General features: G+C 63.9%; 27 protein-coding genes. 14 read left to right on the top strand and 13 right to left on the bottom strand.

The annotated features are described in order from the left end of the window. Nucleotides 1-11: 11 nt before the first annotated feature. Nucleotides 12-983 (top strand): L-histidine N(alpha)-methyltransferase, encoded by a 972-nt coding sequence (gene egtD / locus IVB54_RS14590; protein WP_085384329.1) that lies wholly within the window; start codon nt 12-14, stop codon nt 981-983. 25 nt (nt 984-1,008) lie between these two features. Here the strand turns inward: egtD and IVB54_RS14585 are convergent, their stop codons facing one another. Both IVB54_RS14585 and IVB54_RS14580 read right to left on the bottom strand, forming a co-directional pair. Continuing rightward, nucleotides 1,009-2,202, bottom strand: coding sequence for a low temperature requirement protein A (locus tag IVB54_RS14585; RefSeq protein WP_085358889.1), 1,194 nt, complete (start codon nt 2,200-2,202; stop codon nt 1,009-1,011). A 24-nt stretch (nt 2,203-2,226) separates the two neighbouring features. Beyond that, entirely contained in the window at nt 2,227-2,463 is a 237-nt protein-coding gene (locus IVB54_RS14580; protein ID WP_007602284.1) for a BolA family transcriptional regulator, read from the bottom strand. A gap of 210 nt (nt 2,464-2,673) precedes the next feature. Here IVB54_RS14580 and IVB54_RS14575 point away from each other — a divergent pair, with 210 nt between their 5' ends. Continuing rightward, nucleotides 2,674-3,033 carry a DUF427 domain-containing protein gene (locus IVB54_RS14575; protein WP_018455532.1) on the top strand — a complete coding sequence of 120 codons (360 nt, stop codon included), beginning with the start codon at nt 2,674-2,676 and terminating at the stop codon, nt 3,031-3,033. Nucleotides 3,034-3,220: 187 nt separating this feature from the next. On the opposite strand, the gene IVB54_RS14570 is transcribed toward IVB54_RS14575, so the two are convergent. Beyond that, nucleotides 3,221-3,394 carry a DUF1328 domain-containing protein gene (locus tag IVB54_RS14570; RefSeq protein ID WP_007602280.1) on the bottom strand — a complete coding sequence of 58 codons (174 nt, stop codon included), beginning with the start codon at nt 3,392-3,394 and terminating at the stop codon, nt 3,221-3,223. A 188-nt stretch (nt 3,395-3,582) separates the two neighbouring features. Between IVB54_RS14570 and IVB54_RS14565 the strand changes: the two genes are divergently transcribed. Further along, a complete protein-coding gene (locus IVB54_RS14565) occupies nt 3,583-4,761 on the top strand; it encodes an acyltransferase (RefSeq protein ID WP_018455531.1) in 1,179 nt (392 codons plus the stop codon). A gap of 101 nt (nt 4,762-4,862) precedes the next feature. Here IVB54_RS14565 and purL read toward each other — a convergent pair whose 3' ends face one another. Continuing rightward, nucleotides 4,863-7,073: a phosphoribosylformylglycinamidine synthase subunit PurL gene (gene purL / locus IVB54_RS14560; RefSeq protein WP_018455530.1), complete on the bottom strand. Its 2,211-nt coding sequence runs from the start codon at nt 7,071-7,073 to the stop codon at nt 4,863-4,865. Between the two features lie 183 nt (nt 7,074-7,256). Here purL and IVB54_RS14555 point away from each other — a divergent pair, with 183 nt between their 5' ends. Both IVB54_RS14555 and IVB54_RS14550 read left to right on the top strand, forming a co-directional pair. Beyond that, nucleotides 7,257-7,736, top strand: coding sequence for a PaaI family thioesterase (locus tag IVB54_RS14555; RefSeq protein ID WP_085384292.1), 480 nt, complete (start codon nt 7,257-7,259; stop codon nt 7,734-7,736). A gap of 75 nt (nt 7,737-7,811) precedes the next feature. Further along, complete coding sequence (locus IVB54_RS14550) at nt 7,812-8,768, top strand: DMT family transporter (protein WP_026232967.1); 957 nt, start codon at nt 7,812-7,814, stop codon at nt 8,766-8,768. A gap of 31 nt (nt 8,769-8,799) precedes the next feature. On the opposite strand, the gene IVB54_RS14545 is transcribed toward IVB54_RS14550, so the two are convergent. Then, on the bottom strand, nt 8,800-9,396 hold the full coding sequence (locus IVB54_RS14545) for a TetR/AcrR family transcriptional regulator (protein WP_085349363.1): 597 nt from the start codon (nt 9,394-9,396) through the stop codon (nt 8,800-8,802). A 154-nt stretch (nt 9,397-9,550) separates the two neighbouring features. On the opposite strand from IVB54_RS14545, the gene IVB54_RS14540 reads away from it, so the two are divergent. Continuing rightward, nucleotides 9,551-9,949, top strand: coding sequence for a RidA family protein (locus IVB54_RS14540; protein WP_018455526.1), 399 nt, complete (start codon nt 9,551-9,553; stop codon nt 9,947-9,949). A gap of 45 nt (nt 9,950-9,994) precedes the next feature. On the opposite strand, the gene IVB54_RS14535 is transcribed toward IVB54_RS14540, so the two are convergent. Continuing rightward, nucleotides 9,995-10,966 (bottom strand): tripartite tricarboxylate transporter substrate binding protein BugD, encoded by a 972-nt coding sequence (locus IVB54_RS14535; RefSeq protein ID WP_018455525.1) that lies wholly within the window; start codon nt 10,964-10,966, stop codon nt 9,995-9,997. After that, nucleotides 10,963-11,664 (bottom strand): phosphoribosylformylglycinamidine synthase subunit PurQ, encoded by a 702-nt coding sequence (gene purQ / locus IVB54_RS14530; RefSeq protein WP_018455524.1) that lies wholly within the window; start codon nt 11,662-11,664, stop codon nt 10,963-10,965. Before purQ ends, IVB54_RS14535 begins: the two co-directional genes overlap by 4 nt. Before the next feature lie 163 nt (nt 11,665-11,827). On the opposite strand from purQ, the gene IVB54_RS14525 reads away from it, so the two are divergent. Beyond that, on the top strand, nt 11,828-12,844 hold the full coding sequence (locus IVB54_RS14525; RefSeq protein ID WP_018455523.1) for a magnesium and cobalt transport protein CorA: 1,017 nt from the start codon (nt 11,828-11,830) through the stop codon (nt 12,842-12,844). A gap of 10 nt (nt 12,845-12,854) precedes the next feature. Here IVB54_RS14525 and purS read toward each other — a convergent pair whose 3' ends face one another. Beyond that, nucleotides 12,855-13,097 carry a phosphoribosylformylglycinamidine synthase subunit PurS gene (gene purS / locus IVB54_RS14520; RefSeq protein WP_026232966.1) on the bottom strand — a complete coding sequence of 81 codons (243 nt, stop codon included), beginning with the start codon at nt 13,095-13,097 and terminating at the stop codon, nt 12,855-12,857. Between the two features lie 12 nt (nt 13,098-13,109). Continuing rightward, nucleotides 13,110-13,877 (bottom strand): phosphoribosylaminoimidazolesuccinocarboxamide synthase, encoded by a 768-nt coding sequence (purC, locus tag IVB54_RS14515; RefSeq protein WP_008974302.1) that lies wholly within the window; start codon nt 13,875-13,877, stop codon nt 13,110-13,112. A 310-nt stretch (nt 13,878-14,187) separates the two neighbouring features. Between purC and IVB54_RS14510 the strand changes: the two genes are divergently transcribed. Continuing rightward, a complete protein-coding gene (locus tag IVB54_RS14510) occupies nt 14,188-14,511 on the top strand; it encodes a DUF1476 domain-containing protein (RefSeq protein WP_018455521.1) in 324 nt (107 codons plus the stop codon). Nucleotides 14,512-14,566: 55 nt separating this feature from the next. Here IVB54_RS14510 and cynS read toward each other — a convergent pair whose 3' ends face one another. Both cynS and IVB54_RS14500 read right to left on the bottom strand, forming a co-directional pair. Further along, on the bottom strand, nt 14,567-15,055 hold the full coding sequence (gene cynS, locus IVB54_RS14505; RefSeq protein ID WP_018455520.1) for a cyanase: 489 nt from the start codon (nt 15,053-15,055) through the stop codon (nt 14,567-14,569). Between the two features lie 138 nt (nt 15,056-15,193). Continuing rightward, complete coding sequence (locus IVB54_RS14500) at nt 15,194-16,738, bottom strand: alpha/beta fold hydrolase (protein WP_247377899.1); 1,545 nt, start codon at nt 16,736-16,738, stop codon at nt 15,194-15,196. 148 nt (nt 16,739-16,886) lie between these two features. On the opposite strand from IVB54_RS14500, the gene mddA reads away from it, so the two are divergent. From mddA to IVB54_RS14480, 4 genes are all read left to right on the top strand, one after another. Continuing rightward, nucleotides 16,887-17,690 carry a methanethiol S-methyltransferase gene (gene mddA, locus IVB54_RS14495; protein WP_018455518.1) on the top strand — a complete coding sequence of 268 codons (804 nt, stop codon included), beginning with the start codon at nt 16,887-16,889 and terminating at the stop codon, nt 17,688-17,690. A gap of 65 nt (nt 17,691-17,755) precedes the next feature. Beyond that, nucleotides 17,756-18,388 carry a LuxR C-terminal-related transcriptional regulator gene (locus IVB54_RS14490; protein ID WP_231190569.1) on the top strand — a complete coding sequence of 211 codons (633 nt, stop codon included), beginning with the start codon at nt 17,756-17,758 and terminating at the stop codon, nt 18,386-18,388. 38 nt (nt 18,389-18,426) lie between these two features. Continuing rightward, the gene (locus IVB54_RS14485) at nt 18,427-19,362 is read left to right on the top strand and encodes an NADPH:quinone oxidoreductase family protein (protein ID WP_018455516.1); all 936 of its coding nucleotides are present in this window, start codon (nt 18,427-18,429) and stop codon (nt 19,360-19,362) included. A 28-nt stretch (nt 19,363-19,390) separates the two neighbouring features. Next, nucleotides 19,391-20,140 (top strand): hypothetical protein, encoded by a 750-nt coding sequence (locus tag IVB54_RS14480; RefSeq protein WP_018455515.1) that lies wholly within the window; start codon nt 19,391-19,393, stop codon nt 20,138-20,140. Nucleotides 20,141-20,239: 99 nt separating this feature from the next. Here IVB54_RS14480 and IVB54_RS14475 read toward each other — a convergent pair whose 3' ends face one another. Then, nucleotides 20,240-21,922: a tetratricopeptide repeat protein gene (locus tag IVB54_RS14475; RefSeq protein ID WP_247777296.1), complete on the bottom strand. Its 1,683-nt coding sequence runs from the start codon at nt 21,920-21,922 to the stop codon at nt 20,240-20,242. Nucleotides 21,923-22,021: 99 nt separating this feature from the next. After that, the gene (locus IVB54_RS14470; RefSeq protein WP_018456363.1) at nt 22,022-23,221 is read right to left on the bottom strand and encodes a TrmJ/YjtD family RNA methyltransferase; all 1,200 of its coding nucleotides are present in this window, start codon (nt 23,219-23,221) and stop codon (nt 22,022-22,024) included. A 359-nt stretch (nt 23,222-23,580) separates the two neighbouring features. Between IVB54_RS14470 and IVB54_RS14465 the strand changes: the two genes are divergently transcribed. Beyond that, nucleotides 23,581-24,795, top strand: a complete 1,215-nt coding sequence (locus IVB54_RS14465; protein ID WP_018456365.1) for an NADP-dependent isocitrate dehydrogenase — start codon at nt 23,581-23,583, stop codon at nt 24,793-24,795. Between the two features lie 99 nt (nt 24,796-24,894). After that, nucleotides 24,895-25,389: a DUF3455 domain-containing protein gene (locus IVB54_RS14460; protein ID WP_018456366.1), complete on the top strand. Its 495-nt coding sequence runs from the start codon at nt 24,895-24,897 to the stop codon at nt 25,387-25,389. Nucleotides 25,390-25,392 lie beyond the last annotated feature (3 nt).

Below are 25,392 nucleotides of genomic sequence, written 5' to 3'. Positions count from 1 at the left end.
AGGAGAGTATCATGAATGTGCACGCTAGCGCCTTGGCCGAAGCCCATCTTCCCGACGAACAGACCACCGCCTTTGCCCGCGAGGCCATCGAGGACCTGTCGCAGCAGCCTAAAAAGCTGTCGCCGAAATATTTCTACGATGCGGCCGGATCTGAATTGTTCGAGGCCATCACGCGGCTGCCGGAATATTACCCGACTCGCACGGAGCTAGCGATCCTGAAGGAGCGCGGCAGCGAGATCGCGAAAATCATTCCGGAGCACGCGGCCCTCGTCGAATTCGGCGCAGGCGCGACCACAAAGGTCCGCCTGCTGCTCAACCACTGCAAGTTCGCGGCCTATGTGCCCGTCGACATCTCCGGCGACTTCCTGACGGCGCAGGCAAACGGACTGAAGCGGGATTTTCCGTCACTCGGCATCTACCCGGTGGCGGCCGACTTCACCACGCCGTTCGAGCTGCCCAAGGCGGTGGCGACCATGCCCAAGGTCGGGTTCTTCCCAGGCTCGACCATCGGCAATTTCGAGCCGCATGAAGCGCAGGCCTTCCTGAAGAGCGCACGCGCCATTCTGGGCCGCGGCGCGCAGATGATCATCGGCGCCGATCTCGAGAAGGAGGAGCGCCTGCTCCACGACGCCTATAACGATGCCGCCGGCGTCACCGCTCGCTTCAATCTCAATGTGCTGGTGCGGATCAACCGCGAGCTCGGCGGCAATTTCGACCTTTCCGCCTTCACCCATCGCGCGATCTACAATCGCGAGCGGCACCGCATCGAGATGCACCTGATCAGCAAGAAGAGCCAGACCGTGCGCCTGCTCGGCACCAGCTTTTCGTTCCGCGCCGGCGAGAGCATCCACACCGAGAACAGTTACAAATACAGCATCGAGCGCTTCGCGACGCTGGCGCAAGGCGCGGGTTGGCGGGTGCGCGAGAGCTGGACGGATGCGGCGAAGATGTTCTCGGTGCACGCGCTGGAGGTGGCGGAGTAAGCGCTCCGGCGCCAACGGCGGCGGCTCAATGCTCCTCGGCTTCTTCCGGCGTCGATCCCAGCGAAACCGACTCCCATACCGCAACAACGATCATGATCACCGTCGCGGCGACCGACAGCCATAGCGGCGACAGTTCGGCGGCAAACCACCACAGTGCCGCGAGCGCGATGATGCCAATCCCGTGCGAGAGCTGGAGGAAGCCGCGGATCGCGTGCTTGAAGAGGATGGTGCCGACCAGGAACAGCAGCGGCCCGCCGATCGTGCTCACGATGATCCTGACATCTGAATGCCCCACCGGATGCTTCAGCACGAGTTCGTCGGAGACCGCGGTCAGGATGATGCCGGCGACGATCGGCATATGCAGGTAGGTGTAGGCGAGCCGCGCCAAGCGGCCGGATTCGGCGGATCTCGAGATGCGCTCGGCTCCGGCCTCGGCGCCCTTGTGGAAATAGACCCACCACATCGCGATGCTGCCGACCAGCGCGGAGACGAAGGCCGAAATGTTGTCCGCGGTCCAGTCAAGCTCGGCAAACGTCGCGCCGTTGACGACAACGGCCTCGCCAAGCGCGATGATGACGAACAGCGAGCAGCGCTCGGCCATGTGGCCGCCTTCGACCGCCCAGGCCTCGACCGACGAGAAGCCCAGCTTGGGGACCCAGAAGCGCACCGCCGGCGAGACATATTCGATCGTCAGCGCCACGATCCAGAACCATAGCCGCGCCTCGTCATGGGCGAGGCCGCCGAGGATCCAGAAGATCGCGGAGAACGAGAGCCACGTCAGGATGCGGATTGCATTGTGCCGGACCGCAGTTCGATGCCGCGGCGTGGCAATCATCCAGAAGGCGGTGCGCCCGACCTGCATCGTTGCGTAAGCGATCGCAAACCACAGGCCCCGCCCCTCGAAGGCGGTCGGGATCGTCGTCGACAGCACGAGGCCGCCCAGCATCATCAGGAAGAGCAGGATCCGGACCGGCGTCAGCTCGGGATCGAGCCAGTTGGTGACCCAGGCGGTGTAGACCCACACCCACCATACCGCGAGAAACAGCACCGCGACGTGCACCGCACCGAGCGGCGTGAAATGGTGCAGGAGTGTGTGCGAGACCTGCGTGATCGCGAAAACGAAGACCAGGTCGAAGAACAGCTCGGCATTGGTGACGCGGCTGTGCTGGTTTGGCAGGATGACGCGAAACATCGCGCCGCGCGGATTGTCCGCAGCCATCGTCATCACCCCGTCACGATCAGATCAAGCGCCCGGCACCCCGGTTTGCAGCGCCAGCGCATGCAGCACGCCGCCCATCTGGCCGCGGAGGGACTGATAGACGATCTGGTGCTGCTGGACGCGGGACTTGCCGCGGAAGGTCTCCGAGATCACGGTCGCGGCATAGTGATCGCCGTCCCCGGCGAGGTCACGGATGGTCACCTCGGCATCGGGGATCGCTGCCTTGATCATCGCCTCGATATCGTGGGCGTCCATTGGCATTCGGGTCGTGCTCCTGTCTCGGCTGCAATCAGTCTTGTCGTCGAATCGCTGCCGGGGTTCGGTTCTACAAAGCCAACCTTCCGGCGCGGCCAAACTTAGCGTGAACGGCCTTCTACGTCACGCCTTCCGGCACTATATCGGTGATCCGATCTGGATAAAGCCACGACAAAGTGCCGCGCGCGGCAGAGTGATCGAAAAAGGCGTGAAATCATGAAGCTTCCAGGGCCCGACCACCCCATCACCATCACCCCAAATCCCCGGCGCGTCCGCGTCACAGCCGGCGATATCGTGATCGCCGAGACCACCAAAGCGCTGACGCTGAAAGAGGCGAAATATCCGGCGGTGCAATATGTGCCGCGGCAGGACGCCAACATGGCGCTGCTGGAGCGCACCGACCGCGTCACCCACTGCCCCTACAAGGGGGATGCGAGCTATTACAGCGTCAAGGCGGACGGCAAGACACTGGACAACGCGATCTGGACCTATGAGGCACCCTTTCCCGCGATGACCGAGATTTCGGGCCATCTCGCCTTCTATCCGGACAAGGTGAAGATCGAGGAATTGGGGTAGCTGCTTCCGTCATGGCCGGGCTCGTCCCGGCCATCCACGTTTTTGGGCAATCGCGGATACAGAACAACGTGGATGCCCGGGACCCGGCTCCGCCGAGGCTTCGCCGGGCTATAATGTTGGGCCGGCGAAGCTTCAGCGAAGACGGCAAGCCCGGGCATGACGACTGTGTGCGTGGGCAGCGCCCCCGCTACGCCCTGAATATCGTCAGCCCCAGGATCAGCAGCACCAGGAAGATCGCGACGAACACGTAGAACAGGAAGCGGGCGATGTCGGCGGAGGCGGCCGAGATCCCGGTGAAGCCGAGCACGCCGGCTACGATCGAGACAAGTAAGAAGATCAGTGCCCATTTCAGGATCGTCATCGCCAGCTCCGAAATTGTACCGCCTGCCGCGGTCCTCAAGCCCTTTTGGCGAACGCTAACTTCGTCGCAGGGAACTGGTTCCTGGCGGTCTCAGGCCTGCGGGCGTCCCAAACGACCCTTGCTGAATCCGGTTCCCGGCGGCAAAGTCCGGGCGGGACAGAAGCGCGACCGGGGCGGCCACGATGACGATGTCACATTCAGCGACGATCGGGGCAGAGGCGCACGCGGCGCCGAGGGCCAAGGCGCGCAATCTGTCGCTCGATCGCGCCCGCACCTTCCTGACGCTGGTGGTGCTGCTGCACCACGCCGTGATTCCCTACACCTATTTCGGGCACACCGATCCGGCGTCCTGGGCCGGTTTCGACGTGGTCGTGCTGGCCACCGACAGCTTCTTCATGGCAATGTTCTTCTTCCTGTCGGGACTGTTCACCTGGCCGGGCATCGCGCGCAAGGCGCCGTCAGTTTTTCTCCGCGACCGCCTGTTGCGGCTCGGGCTGCCGTTCGCGATCGCGGCGCTCACCGTCATCCCGCTCGCCTATTACGCGATCGCGCTGCGGCACGATCCCGGGCTGAGCTTCACGGCGTTCTGGTGGAAGACGATCACGGTTGGCCCGTGGCCGAGCGGCCCGATCTGGTTCGTGTGGGTGCTGCTGGCATTCGACCTGACCGCGAGCCTGCTCTACCGGGTCTCCGCGCATCTGGTCGACCCGGGCAACCGGGTGTCGCTGCGCGGATTCGACCAGCCGGCCGTATTCTGGCTGCTGCTCGTCGTCGTCACGGCAATCGCCTACGTGCCGGCGCTGCTCTATTTCGGCGGCAGCAAATGGTTCGAGCTCGGGCCGTTCTCGGTGCAGGCGAGCCGCATCCTGCTCTACTTCGCCTATTTCTTTATCGGCGTCAGCGTTGGAGCGGCCAACTTCGATCGCGGCATCCTCAGCGCCGGCGGGCAGTTGCCGAAACAGCGCTGGCTGTGGGTGATCGCCACGCTGATCCCCTACTGCCTGATGTGGGGCATGATCTACATCAAGCGCGAGATCCTCGGTAATCCCGACCCACAACCGCACTGGTATCAGGCGATCTACGGTACGTTCTTCGTGCTGTTCTCAGGCTCGATCCTGCTCGCGATTCTCGCGTTCTTCCTGCACCAGAAGTCGCCGGGCCCGAACCTGCTCGACCGCATGCAGGCGGATGCCTACGGCATCTTCCTGGTGCACTACCCGATCGCGTTGTGGATCCAGTACGCGCTGTTCGACTACAGCCTGCCGGCGATCGTGAAAGCCACGATCGGCTTCGTGCTTACGGTGATCCTGAGTTGGGGTCTGACGGCGGCCCTACGGAAGATTCCGGGGGCGTCGCACGTGTTGTGAGGCGCGATACCCGTAGCCCGGATGAGCGTAGCGATATCCGGGAAACCTCACGACAAAGACCCGGATATCGCTTCGCTCATCCGGGCTACCGGTTCAGCCCCTCAGGCCGCCTTGCCGCCCATATACTCCGGCAGCCAGCGCTCGAACGAGGTCCGCAGCGCCTCGATCGTTACAGGCGCTTCGCCCGCGATCGCGATCGCGTCGCCGCCGGTAGTGCCGATCCGCACGCAGGGCACCTCGCAGCCGCGCATCTTGGCGAGCACGCGGCCGGCCTCGGTTTCAGGCACGGTGACGAGATAGCGCGCCTGGTCCTCGCCGAACCAATAGGCCTGAGGCACCAAGGAGGTCGGCGCCGCGAGCAGTTTGGCGCCGATGCCGCTCGCCATCGCCATCTCGGCCAGCGCGATCAGCAGGCCCCCGTCGGACAGATCGTGCACGGCGGTCGCGGTGCCCGCATGGATCATGCCGCGCACGCAGTCGCCGTTGCGCCTCTCGGCGGCGAGATCGACCGGCGGCGGCGCGCCCTCCTCGCGACCGCAGATGTCGCGCAAGTAAACGGACTGGCCGAGCCAGCCATGGGTCTCGCCGATCAGGAGGATCGCCTCGCCTTCGGCCTTGAAGGCGAGCGACGCGGACTTGGTGAAATCATCGAGCAGGCCGACGCCGCCGATCGAGGGCGTCGGCAAGATCGCGCGGCCGTTGGTCTCGTTGTAGAGCGAGACGTTGCCGGACACGACCGGGAAGTCGAGCGTACGGCAGGCTTCCGAGATGCCCTTCAGGCAGCCGACGAACTGGCCCATGATCTCGGGCCGCTCAGGATTGCCGAAATTGAGATTGTCGGTGATCGCAAGCGGCTTGCCGCCAACCGCGGTGATGTTGCGCCAGGCTTCCGCCACCGCCTGCTTGCCGCCTTCAAACGGATCGGCCTCGCAATAGCGCGGCGTCACGTCGACGGTCAGCGCCAAGCCCTTCGGGCCGTCCTGCACGCGCACCACCGCGGCATCGCCGCCGGGACGCTGCATGGTGTTGCCGAGAATGACGTGGTCGTACTGCTCCCAGACCCAGCGCTTGCTGCACATATCGGGCGTGCCGATCAGCTTTTCGACCGCGGCACCGAGACCCATCGGCGCCGCCACCTCGCGCGCATGCACGACCGGCAGCGCGGCGGAGGGGACATGCGGGCGATCATAGAGCGGCGCCTCGTCGCCGAGCTCCTTGATCGGCAAATCGGCCATGACGTCACCGCCATGCTTGACCACGAAGCGCTTGCTCGGCGTGGTGTAGCCGACCACGGCGAAATCGAGGCCCCACTTCTTGAAGATCGCCTCGGCCTCTTTCTCCTTCTCGGGCTTGAGCACCATGAGCATGCGCTCCTGGCTCTCCGAGAGCATCATCTCGTAGGCGCTCATGCCGATCTCGCGCGTCGGCACCGCGTCGAGATCGAGATCGACGCCGAGGTCGCCCTTGGCGCCCATCTCCACCGCCGAACAGGTCAGGCCCGCCGCGCCCATGTCCTGGATCGCGATGACGCAGCCCTTCTCCATGATCTCGAGACAAGCCTCTAACAGCAGCTTTTCGGCAAAGGGATCGCCGACCTGCACGGTCGGACGCTTCTCTTCGGACTTGTCGTCGAACTCGGCCGAGGCCATCGAGGCGCCGTGGATGCCGTCGCGGCCGGTCTTGGAGCCGAGATAGACGATCGGCATGTTCACGCCGGAGGCGGCGGCATAGAAGATCTTGTCGGTATCGGCGAGGCCGACCGCCATCGCGTTGACGAGAATGTTGCCGTCATAGCGGGTGTGGAAACGGACCTGGCCGCCGACCGTCGGCACGCCGAACGAGTTGCCGTAGCCGCCGACGCCAGCGACGACACCGGAGACGAGATGCCGCGTCCTGGCATGCTCCGGTGCGCCAAAGCTCAGCGCGTTGAGGCAGGCGATCGGCCGCGCGCCCATGGTGAAAACGTCGCGCAAGATGCCACCGACACCGGTGGTCGCGCCCTGGTAAGGCTCGATGTAGCTCGGGTGGTTGTGGCTCTCCATCTTGAAGACCACGGCCTGGCCGTCGCCGATGTCGATCACACCGGCATTCTCGCCCGGGCCCTGGATCACCCAGGGCGCCTTGGTCGGCAAGCCCTTCAGATGGAGGCGCGAGGATTTGTACGAGCAGTGCTCGTTCCACATCGCCGAGAAGATGCCGAGCTCGGTGAAGGTCGGCTCCCGCCCGATCAGCTTGAGAATGCGCTCATACTCGTCGGGCTTGAGCCCGTGGGCGGCAATCAGCTCGGGGGTGATCTTGGGTTCGTTCTTCATGGAATTTGGGCTTTCGACGGCGGTTGGCCGTTCTTAGGAACATCGGACGGCTTGGAAAAGCCCTTTATGGCGCATTTTCCCGCTGTCCCACGTTTTGCGGCCGGGGGCTGCGGGAACAGGAATTGCACAGCGCGGACAGATCGGATTTAAGGACAAAAGACCCGCAATTGAAGGCCCATTTCCTTGCATGAATTGACCAAAGCGCCCCCGCCTCGCCGCCCCGACCTCCACGTCGCGACCGATGGGGAATTCCAGGGCTGGCGAACCTGGATTCGTGACAGTTTTGAGAGCCATATCGGCCCGTTCTGGCACAAGATCGAGGACGACGGCAGCGTCCGCTCGGCGTTCCGGGTCGAGAAAAAGCACCTCAACGGCTCCGGAAACGTCCATGGCGGCTGCTTCATGGCGTTTGCCGACTATTGCCTGTTCGCGATCGCCACCCACGAACTGGATGGGCCGGCGGTGACCACCAATTTCGCCTGCGACTTCCTCGACGCGGCGCGCGAAGGCGAGTTGATCGAATGCGTCGGCGAGGTCTCCCGCGCCGGCGGCTCGCTGATCTTCCTGCGCGGCAAGCTGATATCGGGCGGGCGGCCTCTCTTCACCTTCTCCGGTACGATCAAGCGGGTGAAGCGGAAGCCGGCACCGCAGCCAAACGCATAGCTCGCCGCCTTCCCTTTTGGCGCCCCCTCGCCCAGACTTGTGTCCAGCGCTGTCGCGCCGGGGAGCAACATCAAGGTGCCGCAGAGCACATCGCCGACGGGGCGGGCCACAGTCTCGCAATTGCCGTCCATGCCCGCCACAGGCGCGCGCAACTGGCGCGACTATGCGCTGCTGTTCGCGCTGGCCTGCTGCTGGAGTTCAACCTATCCGCTGGCGAAGCTCGCGCTGGATACGATCCCGCCCGTGACCTTCATCTCGGCGCGCTCGCTGATCGCGGCCGCCTTCCTGTTCGCGATCCTGTGGATGCGCGGCGTCAGGATCCCGACCGACGCCAAGGCGTGGAAGTTGTTCGCCACCCAGCAATTGATCAACTCGACCTTTCCGTTCCTGATCATCACCTGGTCGCAGCAATATGTGCCGGCGTCGAACACGGTGGTGCTGGCCTCGACCACGCCGATCTTCGCCTTCCTGATCACCTCGCTGATCACGCGTCACGAACCGGCAACGCTGTTGAAGCTCTTGGGCGCGCTCCTCGGCCTCGCCGGCACAATCGTCATCGTGGGCCTGGATGCGCTGCGCGGCTTCGGCAGCGAGATCGTGGCCGAGATCGCCATCCTGCTCGCCACCATCTCGTTCGCCTGCGCCACGATCTTCGGCCTGCGGCTGTCCGAATACGATCCGATGGTGGTGGCAGCCGGCTCGCTGCTGTTCGGCGGCCTCGTGCTGCTGCCGCCTTCGCTGATCGTCGACCAGCCCTGGACGCTGCACCCGACGCCGACCGCGATCACAGCCACCATTGTCATGGGCATAGTCTCCAGCGCGTTGGGGCTGATGCTGTTCTACATGTGCCTGGGACGGCTCGGCACGCTGACGACGAACGCGCAAGGCTATTTGCGCATCCCGATCGGCGTCGGCCTCTCCGTGCTGCTGCTCGGCGAGAGCGTGCCCTCGAACCTGGCGCTGGGACTGGTGCTGGTCATGGCGGGCGTCGCCGCGATGACGGTGCCGACGGAGCGGTTGAAGCTGCGGTGACCCGCTGCTTCCGCCGTTCGGCACGAGGCGCTCAATGCGGCTTGCGCAACAATCCGCTCGCCAACGCTTGGAAGGCGTCAACGGCCTTGGTCAGGACGCCTGGCGGATCGTCGGCTGCGGCGACCCACAGCGCTGCGCTCAGCGCAGCCCCGTTCAGCAAGCGTCCCGCCGCTTCGACATCGACGGGCTTCACAATCCCCTGTTCGATCAGCGACCGAATGGTTCGCATGGTAATCTCAAGACAGGCATTCTCGCCGGGCCACTTGGATGGATCACCGAGCACGGCCGGTCCATCCAGAAGCATGACGCGCTGAATTTCAGGATCGAGCGCCATCTCGATATAGGCGGTCCCCTCTGCAAGCAGTCCTTGCCACAAGCTCGGCGCTTGCTCGCGGGCCGTGCGGAGCCGTTCCGCCATTTCGCTGTCGATCTGCTCAACGACGGCCCAGAGCAGCCCCTTCTTGTCTTCGAAGTTGTGATACAGCGCGCCCCGCGTCAGTCCGACGGAAGCAGTCAGCTCGTCCATCGACGCGGCTGCATAGCCTTGTGTGGCAAACGCCCTGCGCGCGGCCCGGATGAGCTTGGCCCGACTTTCCGCCATCGCCTCGGCGCGCTTGCCCTTCGCCATGCTTCCCAACTCCATTTGCCAACCCTATTGACATACGGTCCGTATGTGAGCCATATTCCACATACGCTACGTATATGAAAAGCTCGTGAAAATCCAGTGGCAGGCCCTGCCCACCACAGCTGCGACCGCCATTCCATCAATCAAGGATCCAGACATGCCCAAGCGCGACGCAATCTTCCCGGCCGGCCGCCACGCCCTCTATGAAGCGCACCGCTATTCGGCCGCGATCCGGTCCGGCGACCTGCTCTTCGTCTCCGGGCAGGTTGGAAGTCGCGAGGACGGCTCGCCCGAACCGGTGTTTGAGGACCAGGTCCGACGCGCGTTTGCCAATCTGCGTGCCGTTCTCGCAGCGGCCGGATGCACGCTGGACGATGTGGTGGACGTCACCACGTTCCATACCGATCCGGCCACGCAGATCGAGAAGGTGATGGCAATTCGCGCTGCGGAGATCGGGGAGGCACCCTATCCGAACTGGACGGCAGTCGGAGTGAATTGGCTTGCCGGGTTCGACTTCGAGATCAAGGTGATCGCCCGCATTCCTGCTGCGGGGTAAGCGTTCTCGGTGGCGATGATGCCAACCGTCAGGAGCCTCGCGCTATTACTTGGCGTCGTCGGCCAGCATCTTGCGGTACTTCTCGACGTCGCGCGTCACGAGCTTTTGCAGCACCTCGGGCGTGTGCTCGTCGGGATCGGGGGCAACGGTCGAGAGGTCGGCGAACCGTTTCTTCACCGCGTCGGTTTCCACGGCCGTACGCGCGGCGGCATTCAGCTTGGCAATGACCGCCGGCGGAGTACCCTTGGGCGCGAACAGACCATTCCAGCCCTGTGCCTCGAATTCGGGCAGGCCGGCTTCGGCCGACGTCGGCAGATCCGGCAGGGTCGCGAGCCGCACAGTCGAGCCGACCACGAGCCCGCGCGCCAGCTTCTCGTTGATCGACTGCGAGACGGAGGCTGCCGCATCGCAGACGCCGTCGATCTGGCCGCCGATCGCATCGGTGAGCGCGGGGGCGGCGCCGCGATAGCCGACCAGCGTCGCGTCGATCCCGGCGGCTGTGACGAAGCTCTTGCAGATCAGGTAGTTCGAGGACCCGACGCCGGCATGGCCGAGATTGATCTTGCCCGGATTGGCCTTGGCGTAGGCGATGAATTCTTTCAGGTCCTTTGCCGGAAAATCCTTGCGCACGGCGATGATGCCGAACGTCTTCGCCACCATGGCGATCGGCACGAAGGAGTCCGGCGTGAACGGCAGCTTTGGATAGATCGTATAGGTCGCGGCGTTGGTGCCGGCATTGCCGATCGCAATGGTGTAACCGTCAGGCTCGGCACGGGAGGCGCGCGCCAGTGCGGTCGATCCGCCGGCGCCGGCGACGTTCTCGATGACGATGGTCTGGCCGAGCGCGATGCCCATCTGCTCGGCAACCGTGCGCGCGATCACGTCGGACGTGCCGCCGGCCGCGAACGGCACGATCATGGTGACGGGACGCTTGGGGAAATCCTGTGCGAACGCGGCCGTCGCGAACGCAACGACGGCGACAGCGGCCGGCAGCCGCTTCAGCACGAACGCAATCACGCGGCTTTTTCCAGATGCGCGGTGAGGCCGGCGAACAGGCCGCGACCGTCGGTGCAGCCCATGATGTCTTCGACGTGGTTTTCCGGATGCGGCATCATGCCGAGCACGTTGCCCTTGTCGTTGACGATGCCGGCGATGGATTGCGCGGCGCCGTTGATGTTGCTGATATCGTCGATCGCGCCGTCAGCCGAGCAATAGCGGTAAAGGACGCGACCCTCGCCTTCGAGCCGCTTGATGGTCTCCGCGTCCGCCGCATAATTGCCCTCGCCATGCGCGATGGGCACGCGGATCACCTGCCCGGCATTGTAGCCGCGCGTGAATGGCGTGTCGGAGCGCTCCACGCGCAGATGCACGTCGTGGCAGATGAATTTCAGCCGCGCATTGCGCATCAGGACGCCAGGCAAGAGGCCGGACTCGCAGAGGATCTGAAAACCGTTGCAGACGCCGAGCACGAGGCCGCCCTTGGCCGCATAGTCGCGCACCGCGTCCATCACCGGCGCCCGCGCCGCAATCGCGCCGCAGCGCAGATAATCGCCATAGGAGAACCCGCCGGGCACCACCACGAGGTCGGTGCCATCAGGCAGCGACGTCTCGGCATGCCACACCATCGCGGGCTCGCTGCCCGAGATCAGCCTCAAGGCACGCGCCATGTCGCGCTCGCGGTTGATTCCGGGAAAGACGAGGATGGCGGCTTTCATGGCAGAGGTTCCGAACGAAGATTGAATGGGGCTGGCACGGCTGCCAAATCGTGAGCAGACATATCCATTTGACGGGGATTTTACCAGTGCTAGCCTCGGCCGCGAGCGTTGTGCACAGGCCATAGCCCGCCATCGGCCGATCGATTCGCCCGGGATTAAAGCCATGAATGTCCCCTCGCTGCCCGCATCCCTCTCCGAGCCGGTGTCCACCGAGGGCGTGATCGCCGCCGGTGCCTATGTCGACGGCCGGCGCGTCGCCAATATTGCCATCAGCGAGGCCTCGAGCTGGCGGGCGAAGCCCGGCCACGTGGTCTGGATCGGGCTGCACGAGCCCGACATGGCGCTGCTCAGCGCGGTGCAGAAGCAGTTCGACCTGCACGAGCTTGCCATCGAGGACGCCAACCACGCCCATCAGAGACCGAAGATCGAGCAATATGGCGAGGCCCTGTTCATCGTGGCGCGAACCGCGCAACTGATCGAGGGCCGGATCGCCTTCGGCGAGACGCACATCTTCGTTGGCGAAGGCTATCTGGTCTCGGTGCGCCACGGCGCGTCGACATCCTACACGCCGGTGCGCGAACGTTGCGAAAGCTGCCCGCGAGCGCTCGCGCGCGGCGAGGACTACATCCTCTACGCCATCCTCGATTTCATCGTCGACAACTACTCGCCCGTGCTCGAGAGCATTCACGAAGAGGTCGAGAGCATCGAGGATGACGTGCTCTCCAAGGCGATCAGCAAGGCGCAGATCGAGCGGCTCTATATGCTGCGCCGCGACCTCTTGCGGCTCAGGACCGCGATCGGGCCGCTGGTGGAGGTCTGCCGCCGTCTGGAGCACGACGAGCTTGCGATGGTGCGCGCGACGATGCAGCCGCTGTTCCGCGACGTCACCGACCACGTCCGCAACATCCAGGAGCGGATCGATTCCATGCGCGAGGTGCTGGCCTTCGCCTTCGAAGCGAGCCTGCTGGTCGGCCAGGCCCAGGAGACGGCGGTCTCCAAGAAACTTGCCTCCTGGCTCGCGATCATCGCGATCCCGACCGCGCTTGCCGGCATCTACGGCATGAACTTCAAGCACATGCCGGAGCTGGACTGGGAGTACGGCTATTACACGCTGCTCGGCGTGATGCTGACGGCGTGCGGCGCGCTATATTGGCGTTTTCGTCGGGTCGGATGGCTGTGAGCCATCCCGTTCACCCGATCAGCTCGACCCGGTAGTTCTCGATCACGGTATTCGCCAGCAGCTTGTCGGCGGCATCCTTCAACGCCGCCTCCGCCTTCGCCTTGTCCGTGCCCGCGAGCTCGATGTCGAACACCTTGCCCTGCCGGACGCTGGCGACGCCGTCGACGCCGAGCGACTTCAACGCACCCTCGATCGCCTTGCCCTGCGGATCGAGGATGCCCGTTTTCAACGTCACGGTAACACGTGCCTTCACGTCAGATTCCTCTTAGCTCTTCACCAGCACCGGGCCGGAGCCGGCCGGACGCTCGTTCTCCATGAGAATGCCGAGACGCTTGGCGACTTCGGTATAGGCCTCGAGCAGCCCACCGAGATCCCTGCGGAAACGGTCCTTGTCGAGCTTCTCGTTCGACTTGATGTCCCACAGGCGGCAGCTATCCGGCGAGATCTCGTCGGCGACGATGATCCGCATCATCTCGTTCTCGAACAGCCGGCCGCACTCCATCTTGAAGTCGACGAGGCGGATGCCGATGCCGAGGAAGAGACCGGTGAGGAAGTCGTTGACACGGATGGCAAGTGCCATGATGTCGTCGATCTCCTGCGGTGTCGCCCACCCGAAAGCGGTGATGTGCTCTTCCGACACCATGGGATCGTTGAGCTGGTCGTTCTTGTAGTAGAACTCGATGATCGAGCGGGGCAGCTGCGTGCCCTCCTCGATGCCGAGGCGCTGCGACAGCGAGCCGGCGGCAACGTTCCGCACCACCACTTCCAGCGGCACGATCTCGACTTCGCGGATCAATTGCTCGCGCATATTGAGGCGGCGGATGAAATGGGTCGGCACCCCGATGTCGTTGAGGTGCTGAAACAGGTACTCCGAGATCCGGTTGTTGAGGACACCCTTGCCCTCGATCACCTGATGCTTTTTCGCATTGAACGCGGTGGCGTCATCCTTGAAGTGCTGGATCAGGGTACCGGGCTCCGGGCCCTCGTAAAGAACCTTTGCCTTGCCTTCATAAATGCGACGCCGACGGCTCATGGGGATGTACCGTGTTTTGTTGAAATCCATGTATTTGGTGTGCTCCGGTTGACGAGACTACGACCCACAGCGGAGCTGCCGTGAACGGCCCGGAACCCCTAGAAAACAGAACGGGAACCCAGCCTGAGGCAACCTATCCGATTGGCTGTCCCAGCACAATCGATCCGGCCGTCCGGCATCAAACTTATACCGCCTTGCCTGCGGCTTAACGGCTCGTTGTTTTGCCGATTCCTGCCCCCTATCTAGGCATGCACCGGGGCTCTCGCAACGAGGGCCAGCCGGGTCCAGTCAGCAGGGAATTGGAAAAGGCATGAGCACGTTGGACAAGCGCGAGGAAGGCTTCGAGAAGAAGTTTGCCCTCGACGAGGAGCAGAAATTCAAGGCGGAAGCCCGCCGCAACCGGCTGCTCGGGCTGTGGGCGGCCGAAAAGCTCGGCATCACGGGTGATGCCGCCACGGCCTATGCCAAGGAGGTGGTCGCGGCCGATTTCGAGGAAGCCGGTGACGCCGACGTCCTGCGCAAGGTCATGGCCGATTTCGCCGCCAAGAACGTGGCCGTCACCGAACAGGCAATTCGCGCCAAGATGAACGAGCTGATCGCGGTGGCGGCGGCCGAGGTGAAGGCCGGGAAATAAGGCGAAGCATCATTCCGGGGCCACGTCTGCGACGCGCCCCCGGAATGCCAACCAGCTATCCCTCCTTGAACCCATATTCCGGCACGTTGCCGCTGGCGCCGTAATATTTGTACGGCAGGAATTTGCCGCTCATCGTGAACTTGACGCGGTCGCCCTTCGGATTCGCCACGCGCTCGATCGCCATGTCGAAGTCGATCGCCGACATGATGCCGTCGCCGAACTCCTCCTCGATCAGCGCCTTCCAGGCCGGGCCGTTGACCATCACCATCTCGTAGAAGCGGTAGATCAGCGGGTCGGTCGGCGGCATCGGCGTGCCGGTGCCGCGCATCGGCACCTCGTTCAGCATGGCGGTCTCCGCCTTCGACAGGCCGAACAGTTCGCCGGCGTTGGCCGCCTGCGGCTTCGTCAGTTTCATCTGGCCGAGGATCGCGCCTGTTATCAGCACCTCGGAATAGCCGCCGATCTTCTCGCAGATATATTTCCAGCTCCAGCCCTTCTCGCGCTTGATGTCGAGCAGCTTCTCGGTGAGGTCTTCGCGTTTCATGTCAGGGTCTCCTTGGCTAAGACTATGTCGCGCCGGCTCATTTCCTCGAGGCAGCGGATAGACGCGACGCTTTTTTGTGCCACTTTGGCAGGCACGAAACGTGCCAATGACCGAGGCTACGGATTTACGTGCCTCGCCTCATCGCCTCGGCAATGCTTCCGTAAATCCCCTGATCGCATCGAGCACCGGCTGCTGATCGCCCGCGAAGAACCAGTGATCGTTGCCGTCGAGCTCGACGAATTGCGCACCTTTGATCCGGCTCGCCACATCGCGGCCGGCCGCGATCCGCACGGCCTTGTCGTCCCGACGATGCAACACCAATGTCGGCATGGCAATTTGCGGCAAAAGCTGCCGCACGTCGGCGTCGCGAAACGCCTTGAGCACGGCCGAGATGCCGCCGGGACTGGAGGCCGCGCGCAATAGCCCCGCCCACCATGCGCGGGCCTGGGGATCGCCGGCAAGGCTGGGTGCGAAGGTCTCAATCCCCACCGGATCTCCCCATTGCGCGATGAGGTGCTTGCTCCAGGCGTCGTACTGGCTGGCGCGCAACGCGTGCGGATAGTCCTGCGACCAGCAGCCCTTGGCCAATGCACCGAACAGGATGAGTCCGGCCACGAGACGCGGCTCGTCGACGGCGAATTTGATGCAGGCCGGCCCGCACTCGGATGCGCCGAACAGCACGACGCGGCGCGCATCCGCGGCGCGTAGCACGGTGCCGATATCCTCCGCGGTGACGTCGATATCAGGCGCCGACCCAACCCGGTCGGACAACCCGATCCCGCGACGATCGAACACGATCAGACGCCCCAGCTTCGTCAGTGAGGCCAGAAAGGTTCGGCTCGCCGGATGCTCCCAGGCGCGTTCCACATGCGATACGAAGCCGGGCATGACCAGGATGTCGAGCGGACCGCTGCCATAGGTCTGATACGCCAGATGCACACCGGCGCCCTTGACGTAGCGCGTCGCTGGTACGGAGTGTGCCGCCGCAGGACTCATCAACGCCGCGGTCTCGGCTTCCGGCGTAACACCAAGCTCGTCACGCAGCCGCCGCGTCAGTGCCGCATGGTGCCGCTCTGCCGCGCTGCGGTCGCCCGCCAGCAGCAGGCTGCGGATCAGATGCCGGCCATAGACCTCGCTCAAAGGATCGAGCTCGGCCAGACGGGTCGCATGCGCGGTCGCGGCGAAGTAGTCTCCGGCAGCGGTCTTGTCCTGCACCAGACGCTCCAGCGCGTGCATCAGCCGTCCCCGCAGCGCCTCGCGGCGGAAGAACGCCCAATCGTCGAATTCCGGACAGTCCTCCGGGGAGAAGCCTGCGAGGAAATCTCCGCGATAAATCTGGCAGGCTTCGTCAAAGTCACCGCGATCGCAGGCGCTCTCGAAAAGATGTGCATCGACCTGCAGCGCGACTGCCGGAGACCATCGCAGACTGGTGCGGTCGGTCTCGAACACCTGCTGACCGAGCGTCAGCTCGATTCGGTGAAGCAGCCGCCGCAACCGCGCAAGGCCGGTCTCGCGGTCAGTTTCAGGCCACAGCAGCGTCGCCACGATTTCGCGGGCCACAGCGCCCTTGGCCTCCGCGAGATAGACCAGCAGCGCGAGGCCCTTGCGCAAGGCCAACTTGATCGGGCGGCCGTCGGCGTGGACCTCAGGGAACCCGAATGTCCCCAGCGAGAAAGCCGTCATGAAAGTCCTCCCTCCCCTTGCGGCGCCCCCGGGGGACGCACAGGGGACGGTCCGGCAATAGCAGTCGGGGCAGATCGAGCCTGCTCGCGGGCGAGCAATTCAGGCTCCTGAATGCGGCACGGCTGCATTAGGCACAATAGGAAAAAACATGATCTCGCGCCTCCTGATCCTGCTCTACGCCATCGTGAGCTACGTCATCTTCACGGTCTCATTTCTCTATGCGCTCGGTTTCGTCGGCAATTGTGTCGTGCCCAAATCGATAGATATGTCGATCGATAAGTCGATCGATGTCGGCAGCCCGACGGACCTGAGCGTGGCCGTCGTCGTCAACCTGCTGCTGATGAGCCTGTTTGCGATCCAACACAGCGTGATGGCGCGGCCGGCCTTCAAACGATGGTCGGCCAAATTCCTCCCCGCGGCCTGCCAGCGCAGCACCTATGTGCTGCTTTCCAGCTTGATCCTGCTGTTGCTGTTCTGGCAGTGGCGTCCGATCCCGACGCCGGTCTGGCAAACGAGCGGAATAGCGGCCTGGTTGCTGATCGGCGTGCATTGGCTCGGCTGGCTGATCGCGTTCGCCTCCACCCACATGATCGATCATTTCGATCTGTTCGGCCTCCGCCAGGCCTTCGTCGCGTTCCGCGGGAGCGAGATACCAGGTCAATCGTTCAGAACACCGCTGCTCTACAAGATCGTGCGGCACCCAATCATGCTGGGTTTCCTGCTCGCGTTCTGGGCTACGCCCGAGATGACCGCCGGCCATCTGCTGTTCGCGCTCGCGAACACGGCCTACATCCTGATCGCCCTGCAGTTCGAGGAGCGCGATCTGATCGCCGAGTTCGGCATGACCTATCAGCAATATCGCCACCGCGTTCCGATGCTGGTGCCGCGTCTCTTCACGCGCCGCCCGGCGGACGAGCGCCAGCCCCCTCGCTCCGCTGGTGCACCCCGATGAGCGCAGTGCCATGCCGCGCATTTGCGGTCGAGCGGGGGCCCGTTCAGGTGGCAGCAAACGCCGCCGTGTTCGCTGATACCCTCGATGGGCTCGACGCCAGCCTATTTCTCGTCGACACAGACGGACGTCTGATTCACGCCAATACCGCCGGGCAGGCCATGCTCGATGCGAGCGACGTCCTCCTCGAGCTCCGTGGGGTTCTGATGGCCTGCGATAGCACGGTCAGCCAGACGTTGCGGCAAGTCTTCGCGGCAGCGGGACGCGGCGACCAGGCGCATGGCATCAACGGACTCGCGATCTCGATGATCGGGCTGGACGGAGAACGCCACGTCGCCCATGTCCTGTCGCTCACATCGGGCATGCGCCGCAATGCGTCTGCCGCCTGCAGCGCGGTTGCCGCACTGTTCGTCCGCAAGGCGGCGCTGACAATATTGCCTCGTTCGGAAGCTCTCCGTAACGCGTTCAAACTGACGCCAGCCGAACTGCGTGTGATGCTCGCGATCGTCGAACTCGGCGGCGTTCCCGAAGTGGCGGCGGCACTCGGCGTCGCCAATACGACGATCAAGACGCATGTCCGGCGCCTGTTTGAAAAGACCGGTGCAGCGCGACAGGCAGATTTCGTCAAGCTTGTCGCGGGATATGCGACGCCGTTACGCAAACCTGCCGAATGCAGACAATCCGTTGGAGCGACACGATGAGAGCAATTCTATGCAGCTCATTCACCGGACCCGGCGACTTGCGCCTTAGTGAAATCGACGAGCCGAAGCCGTCCGGCGACGAGATTCTGATCGCCGTCCATGCGGCCTCGGTCAGTTTCATGGACCAATTGGTGGTCTCGGGTCTCTATCAGATGCGGCCGCCGACGCCCTTCGTGCCCGGCACGGAAGCATCCGGTGTCGTCGTCGCGGTCGGCGACAAGGTCACGGGATTCGCGCCTGGCGACCGCGTGGCGTGCAGCGCCTGGACCGGCGGCTACGCCGAACGGATGATAGCGAAGGAATCGAAAACCGTGCGACTGCCGGATGGCGTCGCATTCGAAGCCGCGGCGACGGTGCTGCACAATTACGGCACGGCCTATTATGCGCTGGTCGAGCGGGCCCGGGCGCAGCGCGACGAAACGCTGTTCGTCACCGGTGCGGCCGGCGGAGTTGGCCTTGCCGCGGTCGACCTTGGCCGCCACCTGGGCCTGCGCGTCGTCGCCGGTATCGGCTCCGATGACAAGGCGAACCTGGTGCGCGCCTACGGTGCCAGCGAGGTCATCAACTATCGCACAGAGAATCTGCGCGACCGGATCAAGGCGATCACCGGTGGCGAAGGGATCGACATCGGCTTCGACAATGTCGGCGGCGCGATATTCGAGCAGTTGGCCCGGTCGATGAAATGGGGCGGACGGCTGATGCCGATCGGCTTCACCAGCGGCGAAATTCCACAGCTCCCGATGAACCTTCCGCTGCTGAAGAACTATTCCATCCTCGGCGTCTTCGTCGGCGCCTGGGCGGAGAAATTCTCAGCTGATGCCGCGCGTATGAACGCCACGCTGATGCAATTGCTGGCCGAGGGAAAAATCCGTCCGCACATCGATCGCGTCCTTCGTTTGGAGGAGGCCGGAGAAGCCATGCGCGCCGTGGCCAACCGAACGGTTCAGGGGCGAATTGTCCTCAAGATCAGGTAAGGTGAGCCGGAAAGAGAGAACAAAACCGATGACACAGATCATCATCGACAAACGCTTTTGCGGTCCTCCGAACTCCGGCAACGGCGGCTATGTCTGCGGCCGGCTCGCCCGCCACATTCCCGGCGCCGCGGAGATAACGCTGCGCGCGCCGCCGCCGCTGGACACTCCGCTCGATGCGGTCGCAACCGACGACGGCACATGGGAGCTTCGCGACGGCAACAAGATCGTCGCGACCGGGCAGCCGGCAAGCGTGGAGCTTTCGCGACTGGAGACAGCCAGCTTCGAGGACGCCTGCGCCGCCGAATTGCTGACGCCGGTCAAGCCGCACGAGCATCCATTGCCGACATGTTTCGTGTGCGGTCCGGCAAGGGCGAAAGGCGACGGCTTGCGCATTTTTGCCGGCTCGCTCCGTGGTCACAACGCCGTTCTCGCGGCGAGCTGGACGCCGGATCAGAATCTCGCCGCCGACGACGGCCTCGTCGCGCCGGAATTCCTCTGGTCGGCGCTCGACTGCCCCACCGGTTTTGCCTGCAATTGCGATCCACAGAGCGGCGGCTTCGACAAGGCACCGCTGCTGCTGGGGCGAATGTCAGCACGGATCGAAGCCCGCCCGCGCCCGGGAGAACGCTGCATCATCACGGCCTGGCCCATCGGCCGCGACGGCCGCAAACGCGCGGCCGAAGCTGCGCTTCACGATGAAGCCGGGAGATTGCTGGCGGTGGCGCGAGCGACATGGATTGCGGTCCAGCGCGAAGTGCAGCTCGGACGTCCTTCGTAAGGTGGCCGAAGGCGCGCAGCGCCATGCCCAGCACTTCCGTCTCGGTACGTGAGATGGTGGCACGCTTCGCTTTGCCCGCCTTAGGAAGCCTGATCGAGGTCAGCGGCTCGCTCGCAGCGAAAGGAGCTCAACGTCGGCCGCCTGCTTCTCGATGAAGGTCTTCGGGCAATCGGCCGCCGCCTGATCCAACAGCCTAAGCGCCTCTTCCTTGGAGCCGCCCTTCAGTGCGCGCTCGGCAATATAGAAATTTGCCTCGCAGAACTGCCACTTTCTCTTCATCGGGTCGGCGTCGTCCGCCGCGCTGAGCACTTGCTCCGGCGTCATCTTGCCGAGAAAGAGATTGACGATCGGCGCGGGCCATTTCGTCGCGTCCAGCTGCTTCGCAGCCTCGCTCAGCCGGCTCTGTTGGTCGCTGCGCTTTGCAACGATTTCGCGCCATAAAACCGGATAGGCATCCTTTGGATTGAGCTGGATTGACTGATCGAGGTCAGCCAACGATCTTGCAAAAGAAGCGCTCTGCCAATAGACCCTTGCACGATGAAAGTAGGCGCGCGCATCCCTGGCATCGAGTCGTACAAGTTGATCGTAGTCCGCAAGCGAGCGGTCGAAGTCTCCTTTGGCCCTGTACGCGTTGCCGCGAGACGATATTGCATCCTTGTCCTTGGGATTTAGGCGAATCGCCTCATCGTAATCTGCGATAGCGCGGTCAAGATCGCCTTTCGCGTAGTAGGCTACCCCGCGAGCGCGGAGCACAGGGCCGTCCCCTGAAGCGAGTGCAATTGATTCACCCGCGACGGACGTGGAAATGGGGTCACCGGCCTGACCTTGAATCCGCGTCTGCCGACCACCCGAGATCCCTTGATCCTGATGTAGCAGCCGGATCACCTGGTCGTAATCGGCGATGGCGCGATCATAGTCGCCCTTTTGAGCATAGACGACACCGCGGCAGCCGTAGGCAGTCCGGCTTTGTGGATTCAGCTCGATGACCCGGTCGTAGTCGGCGATAGCGCGGTCGAGTTCGCCCAGCTGAGAGAAGGACTCGGCTCGGAAGTAGTAGAAATTCTCCTTCGTCGGCCTGATCGGCGCGGTTTGATCGAGTTCGGCCAATGCACGTTCTCTATTGCCCTTGGCGAAGTAAACCCGACCCCGGCACAGTTGGCCGCCGCCGGTTTGGGGGCTGATCTCGACCGCTCGATCACAGTCGGCCATGGCCCGATCCGGATCCCCCTTGCGAATGTAAGCAAGGCCTCGCTCGACATACGCTATGACATTGTCCGGATGGATCACGAGAGCCTGATCATAGTCGGCGATGGCGCGGACGAAGTCGCGTCTCGCCGAATAGACGTGAGCACGTCCGATATATGCGTAGGTACTCTTCGGATCGAGCTCGATTGCCTTGGCGTAATCTGACAGCGCGGCCTCGGGCTGTCGCTTTTGAATAAACGCAGACGCCCTCGCGATACGGGCGTTCAGATTGCCCGGATCGCGCTCGATGATCTGATTGTAGTCCGCGATCGCAAAGTCGATCTCGCCCTTCTGGCGGTAGAACATGGCGCGGCGGAAATGCGCCATGATCACAGCTGGCTGCATACCGGTCGCTGCCTCGATCATGGCAGTGCAGCCCGCAATGCGGTCATCGACACTGAAATTGCCGGCCGCGTTGCACTTGGCGCTCAAGGCCATTTCCGCACGAGCGCCCGATATTTCGAGCAAGGTCGCCAACGCCAACGCGCTTACGCCTGCTGCCGCACAAACGAGCGCGCGGCCTGTCATTCCGAACATGCAGTCCCCAACTCAATTCTCGGGGACGACTTTAGCAACCGGTCATGCTCTTGCACAGCCCTCGGTTGCAGCGCTCGCAAACCGGCGGCGTGCCCAAAGTTATGTTGTTTCCGCCATCATCCCCTGCAACCGTACCAGCTCCGCCTCGAGATCCCGCTCCACGTCCGCAGCCCGCATCTCGATCACGCGATAATCGCGCGCCTCGAGCCACGCCCGCCGCGACGCGCGATCCGCGACGATCGTCTCATTCTCGCCCGTGTTCACCAGTTCGATCGCGATCCGGTGCGGGAACGAGACGAAGTCCGGGATATGCCGCCCCACAGGAGTCTGGCGCTTGAACTGGCCTGCGAAGCGGCGGTCGCGTGTGAGGGCCTGCCAAAGCAGCCGCTCGGCATCGGTTGGGTTGCGGCGGAGCAGACGGGCGAGGCCGCGCACGGTGGAGCCGCTGTCGGGGACGCCGCCGCCCTGACCGTGCTCGGCCAAAAGCGCACGCAGCCGCGTTGCCTGCTCGCCGTCGAGCACGCCGCCTTTGGCCGGGCCCTTGCGCCCTTCCGCGATCGCCATCACCACCCCATGGAGGGTGTGCATGTCCTGTTTGGTCGGCTCCATCCGGGTGAAGATGTTGCGCAGGTTCACCAGCATGGTGTCGCGCTTCTCGGCCGGGCGCAGAAATTCGACCCGGTCGAGTTCGCGGATCAAATTGTCGAAGAAGGCCTGCATCTGGTGCTGCGAGGCGCGCTCAGAGCGCTCCGGCATGGCGTGCGGCAGCTCGCCGGAGGTCGCCCGCTTGAACCATTCGTAGCCGACCAGCAGCACCGCTTGGGCGAGGTTGAGCGAGGCAAAGCCCGGATTGACCGGGAAGGTAATGATGCGGTTGGCGAGCCCGACCTCCTCATTGGTCAGGCCCCAGCGCTCCCGGCCGAACAGGATACCGGCCTTGCCGCCGGCCGCGACGTGCCCGGAAATCTCGCTAGCTGCGGCTTCCGGCCCCACCACCGGCTTGGCCTGGTCATGGGGGCGCGCGGTGGTGGCGAACAGCAGGTCCAGGTCGGCGACGGCCTCACCGACCGTGTCGAACAATTCGACCCTATCCAGAATATGGTCGGCGCCGGCGGCGGCGCGCTGGGCGGAGACGTTCGGCCAGCCGTCGCGAGGGTTGACGATGCGCAAGGCGCCAAGCGCAAAATTGCCCATGGCGCGCGCGGCCATGCCGATGTTTTCGCCCAGCTGCGGCTCGACCAGGATCACGATGGGACCGTCGAGGGAAAGGCCCGCTTTGCTCTTGTCAGTCCCGGACATCTCGCTTCGCTTTCACACTGGTTCTCAAGGTCTTGGGCAGGCGCTCTTCATGAACTGATTCAAGGCCGGTCCCGACCTGGTCTTGACTTCGGTCTTGGGCCGGCTGCCCGTTCGCCTGTCGTTTGCCTGTCCTGACAAAATTCTCAAGGGAAATAACGGGTTGGATTCGACTTTTGAATCTCGCCTGAAACCTCAGCCCGGTCCCCGCGGCAGGGCTGCTCCCGCCCCCCATCTGCGGAGGCTGGATGAGCTAAAAGTGCATAATCCCTTGGCTTTCGCCGGCCGCGTCCCGGTGCTAAGAGGCGGCGGATATTCCCGTGGCGCGCCACAAGCGCCGTTCCCAAGAGGCTTCCCCGATCATGGCAAAAATCAAGGTGTCCAACCCCGTCGTCGAACTCGATGGCGACGAGATGACCCGGATCATCTGGCAGTACATCAAGGACAAGCTGATCAACCCGTTCCTGGATGTCGAGCTGCAATATTTCGACCTGGGAATGGAGTACCGCGACCACACCAACGATCAGGTCACGATCGACGCCGCCGAGGCGATCAAGAAGGTTGGCGTGGGCGTCAAGTGCGCCACCATCACCCCGGACGAAGCGCGGGTGAAGGAGTTCAACCTCAAGCAGATGTGGAAGTCGCCGAACGGCACCATCCGCAACATCCTCGGCGGCGTGATCTTCCGCGAGCCGATCATCTGCAAGAACGTGCCGCGCCTGGTTCCTGGCTGGACCAAGCCGATCATCATCGGCCGCCACGCCTATGGCGACCAGTATCGCGCCACCGACATCAAGTTCCCGGGCAAGGGTACGCTGACGATGAAGTTCGTCGGCGAGGACGGCACCGTCATCGAGAAAGAAGTGTTCAAGACCCCGGGCGCCGGCGTCGCGATGCAGATGTACAATCTCGACGATTCCATCATCGACTTCGCCCGCGCATCGTTGAATTACGGCCTGCTGCGTAACTACCCGGTCTATCTCTCGACCAAGAACACGATCATGAAGGTCTATGACGGTCGGTTCAAGGACATCTTCCAGGACATCTACGAGCGCGAGTTCAAGAAGGAATTCGACGCCAAGGGCCTGACCTACGAGCACCGCCTGATCGACGACATGGTCGCCTCCGCGCTGAAATGGTCCGGCGGTTATGTCTGGGCCTGCAAGAACTACGACGGCGACGTGCAGTCCGACACGGTGGCGCAGGGCTACGGCTCGCTCGGCCTGATGACCTCGGTTCTCCTCACCCCCGACGGCAAGACGGTAGAAGCCGAAGCTGCCCACGGCACGGTCACCCGCCACTACCGCGAGCATCAGAAGGGCAAGGAGACCTCGACCAACTCGATCGCATCGATCTTCGCCTGGACCCGTGGCCTGTCGCACCGCGCCAAGCTCGACAACAATGCCGAGCTCGCCAAGTTCGCCAACACCCTGGAGAAGGTCTGCGTCGACACCGTCGAGGAAGGCTACATGACCAAGGACCTCGCGCTCCTGGTTGGCGCCGACCAGCGCTGGCTCTCGACCACCGGCTTCCTCGACAAGGTCGCCGAGAACCTCGGCAAGGCGCTGGCGGCGTAAGCCGTCCGCAATTTCGCCCGACTGGGCCGGACATCATCACGGGCCGCGTCGCAAACGCGGCCCGTTCGCTTATTTGGACCTTTGCGCGGAGATGCGACCATGTCGATCAAGCTTGCCGTCCCCTGCCTGTTGCTGCTCGCTGGACCGGCTGTGGCCGCCGACCCGCTTCCCGACGCCATCGCCGCGCCCGGCGAGAGCATCGTGCTCAGCGTCCACGCCGAGGGCGCGCAGGTCTATGAGTGCAAAGCCGGCAGCGACGGGAAGCTCGCCTGGGCTTTTCGCGAACCCATCGCGACGCTGCTGTCCGAGGGCAAGACGATCGGCCGTCACTATGCCGGACCGAACTGGGAGCATGCCGACGGCAGCGCCGTAGCCGCCAAGGCCGCCGGCAATGCGCCGGGTACCACCGCCGCCGACATTCCCTGGCTGAAGCTGGAAGTGACCGCCCACCGCGGCAGCGGCGTCCTCACGCCCGTTACCACGGTTCAGCGTATCAACACCCATGGCGGCAAGCTCGACGGCGCGTGCGACAAGGCCGGCGACTTCAAGAGCGCGCCCTATTCAGCCGACTACGTCTTCCTGAAGAAGGGCTGAGCG

The sequence above is a fragment of the Bradyrhizobium sp. CW1 genome (assembly GCF_023100665.1).
In the GTDB taxonomy this organism is placed as follows: domain Bacteria; phylum Pseudomonadota; class Alphaproteobacteria; order Rhizobiales; family Xanthobacteraceae; genus Bradyrhizobium; species Bradyrhizobium canariense_D.
Note: the sequence above shows the minus strand (reverse complement) of the source record. Positions and strands in the feature narration are given on the sequence as shown.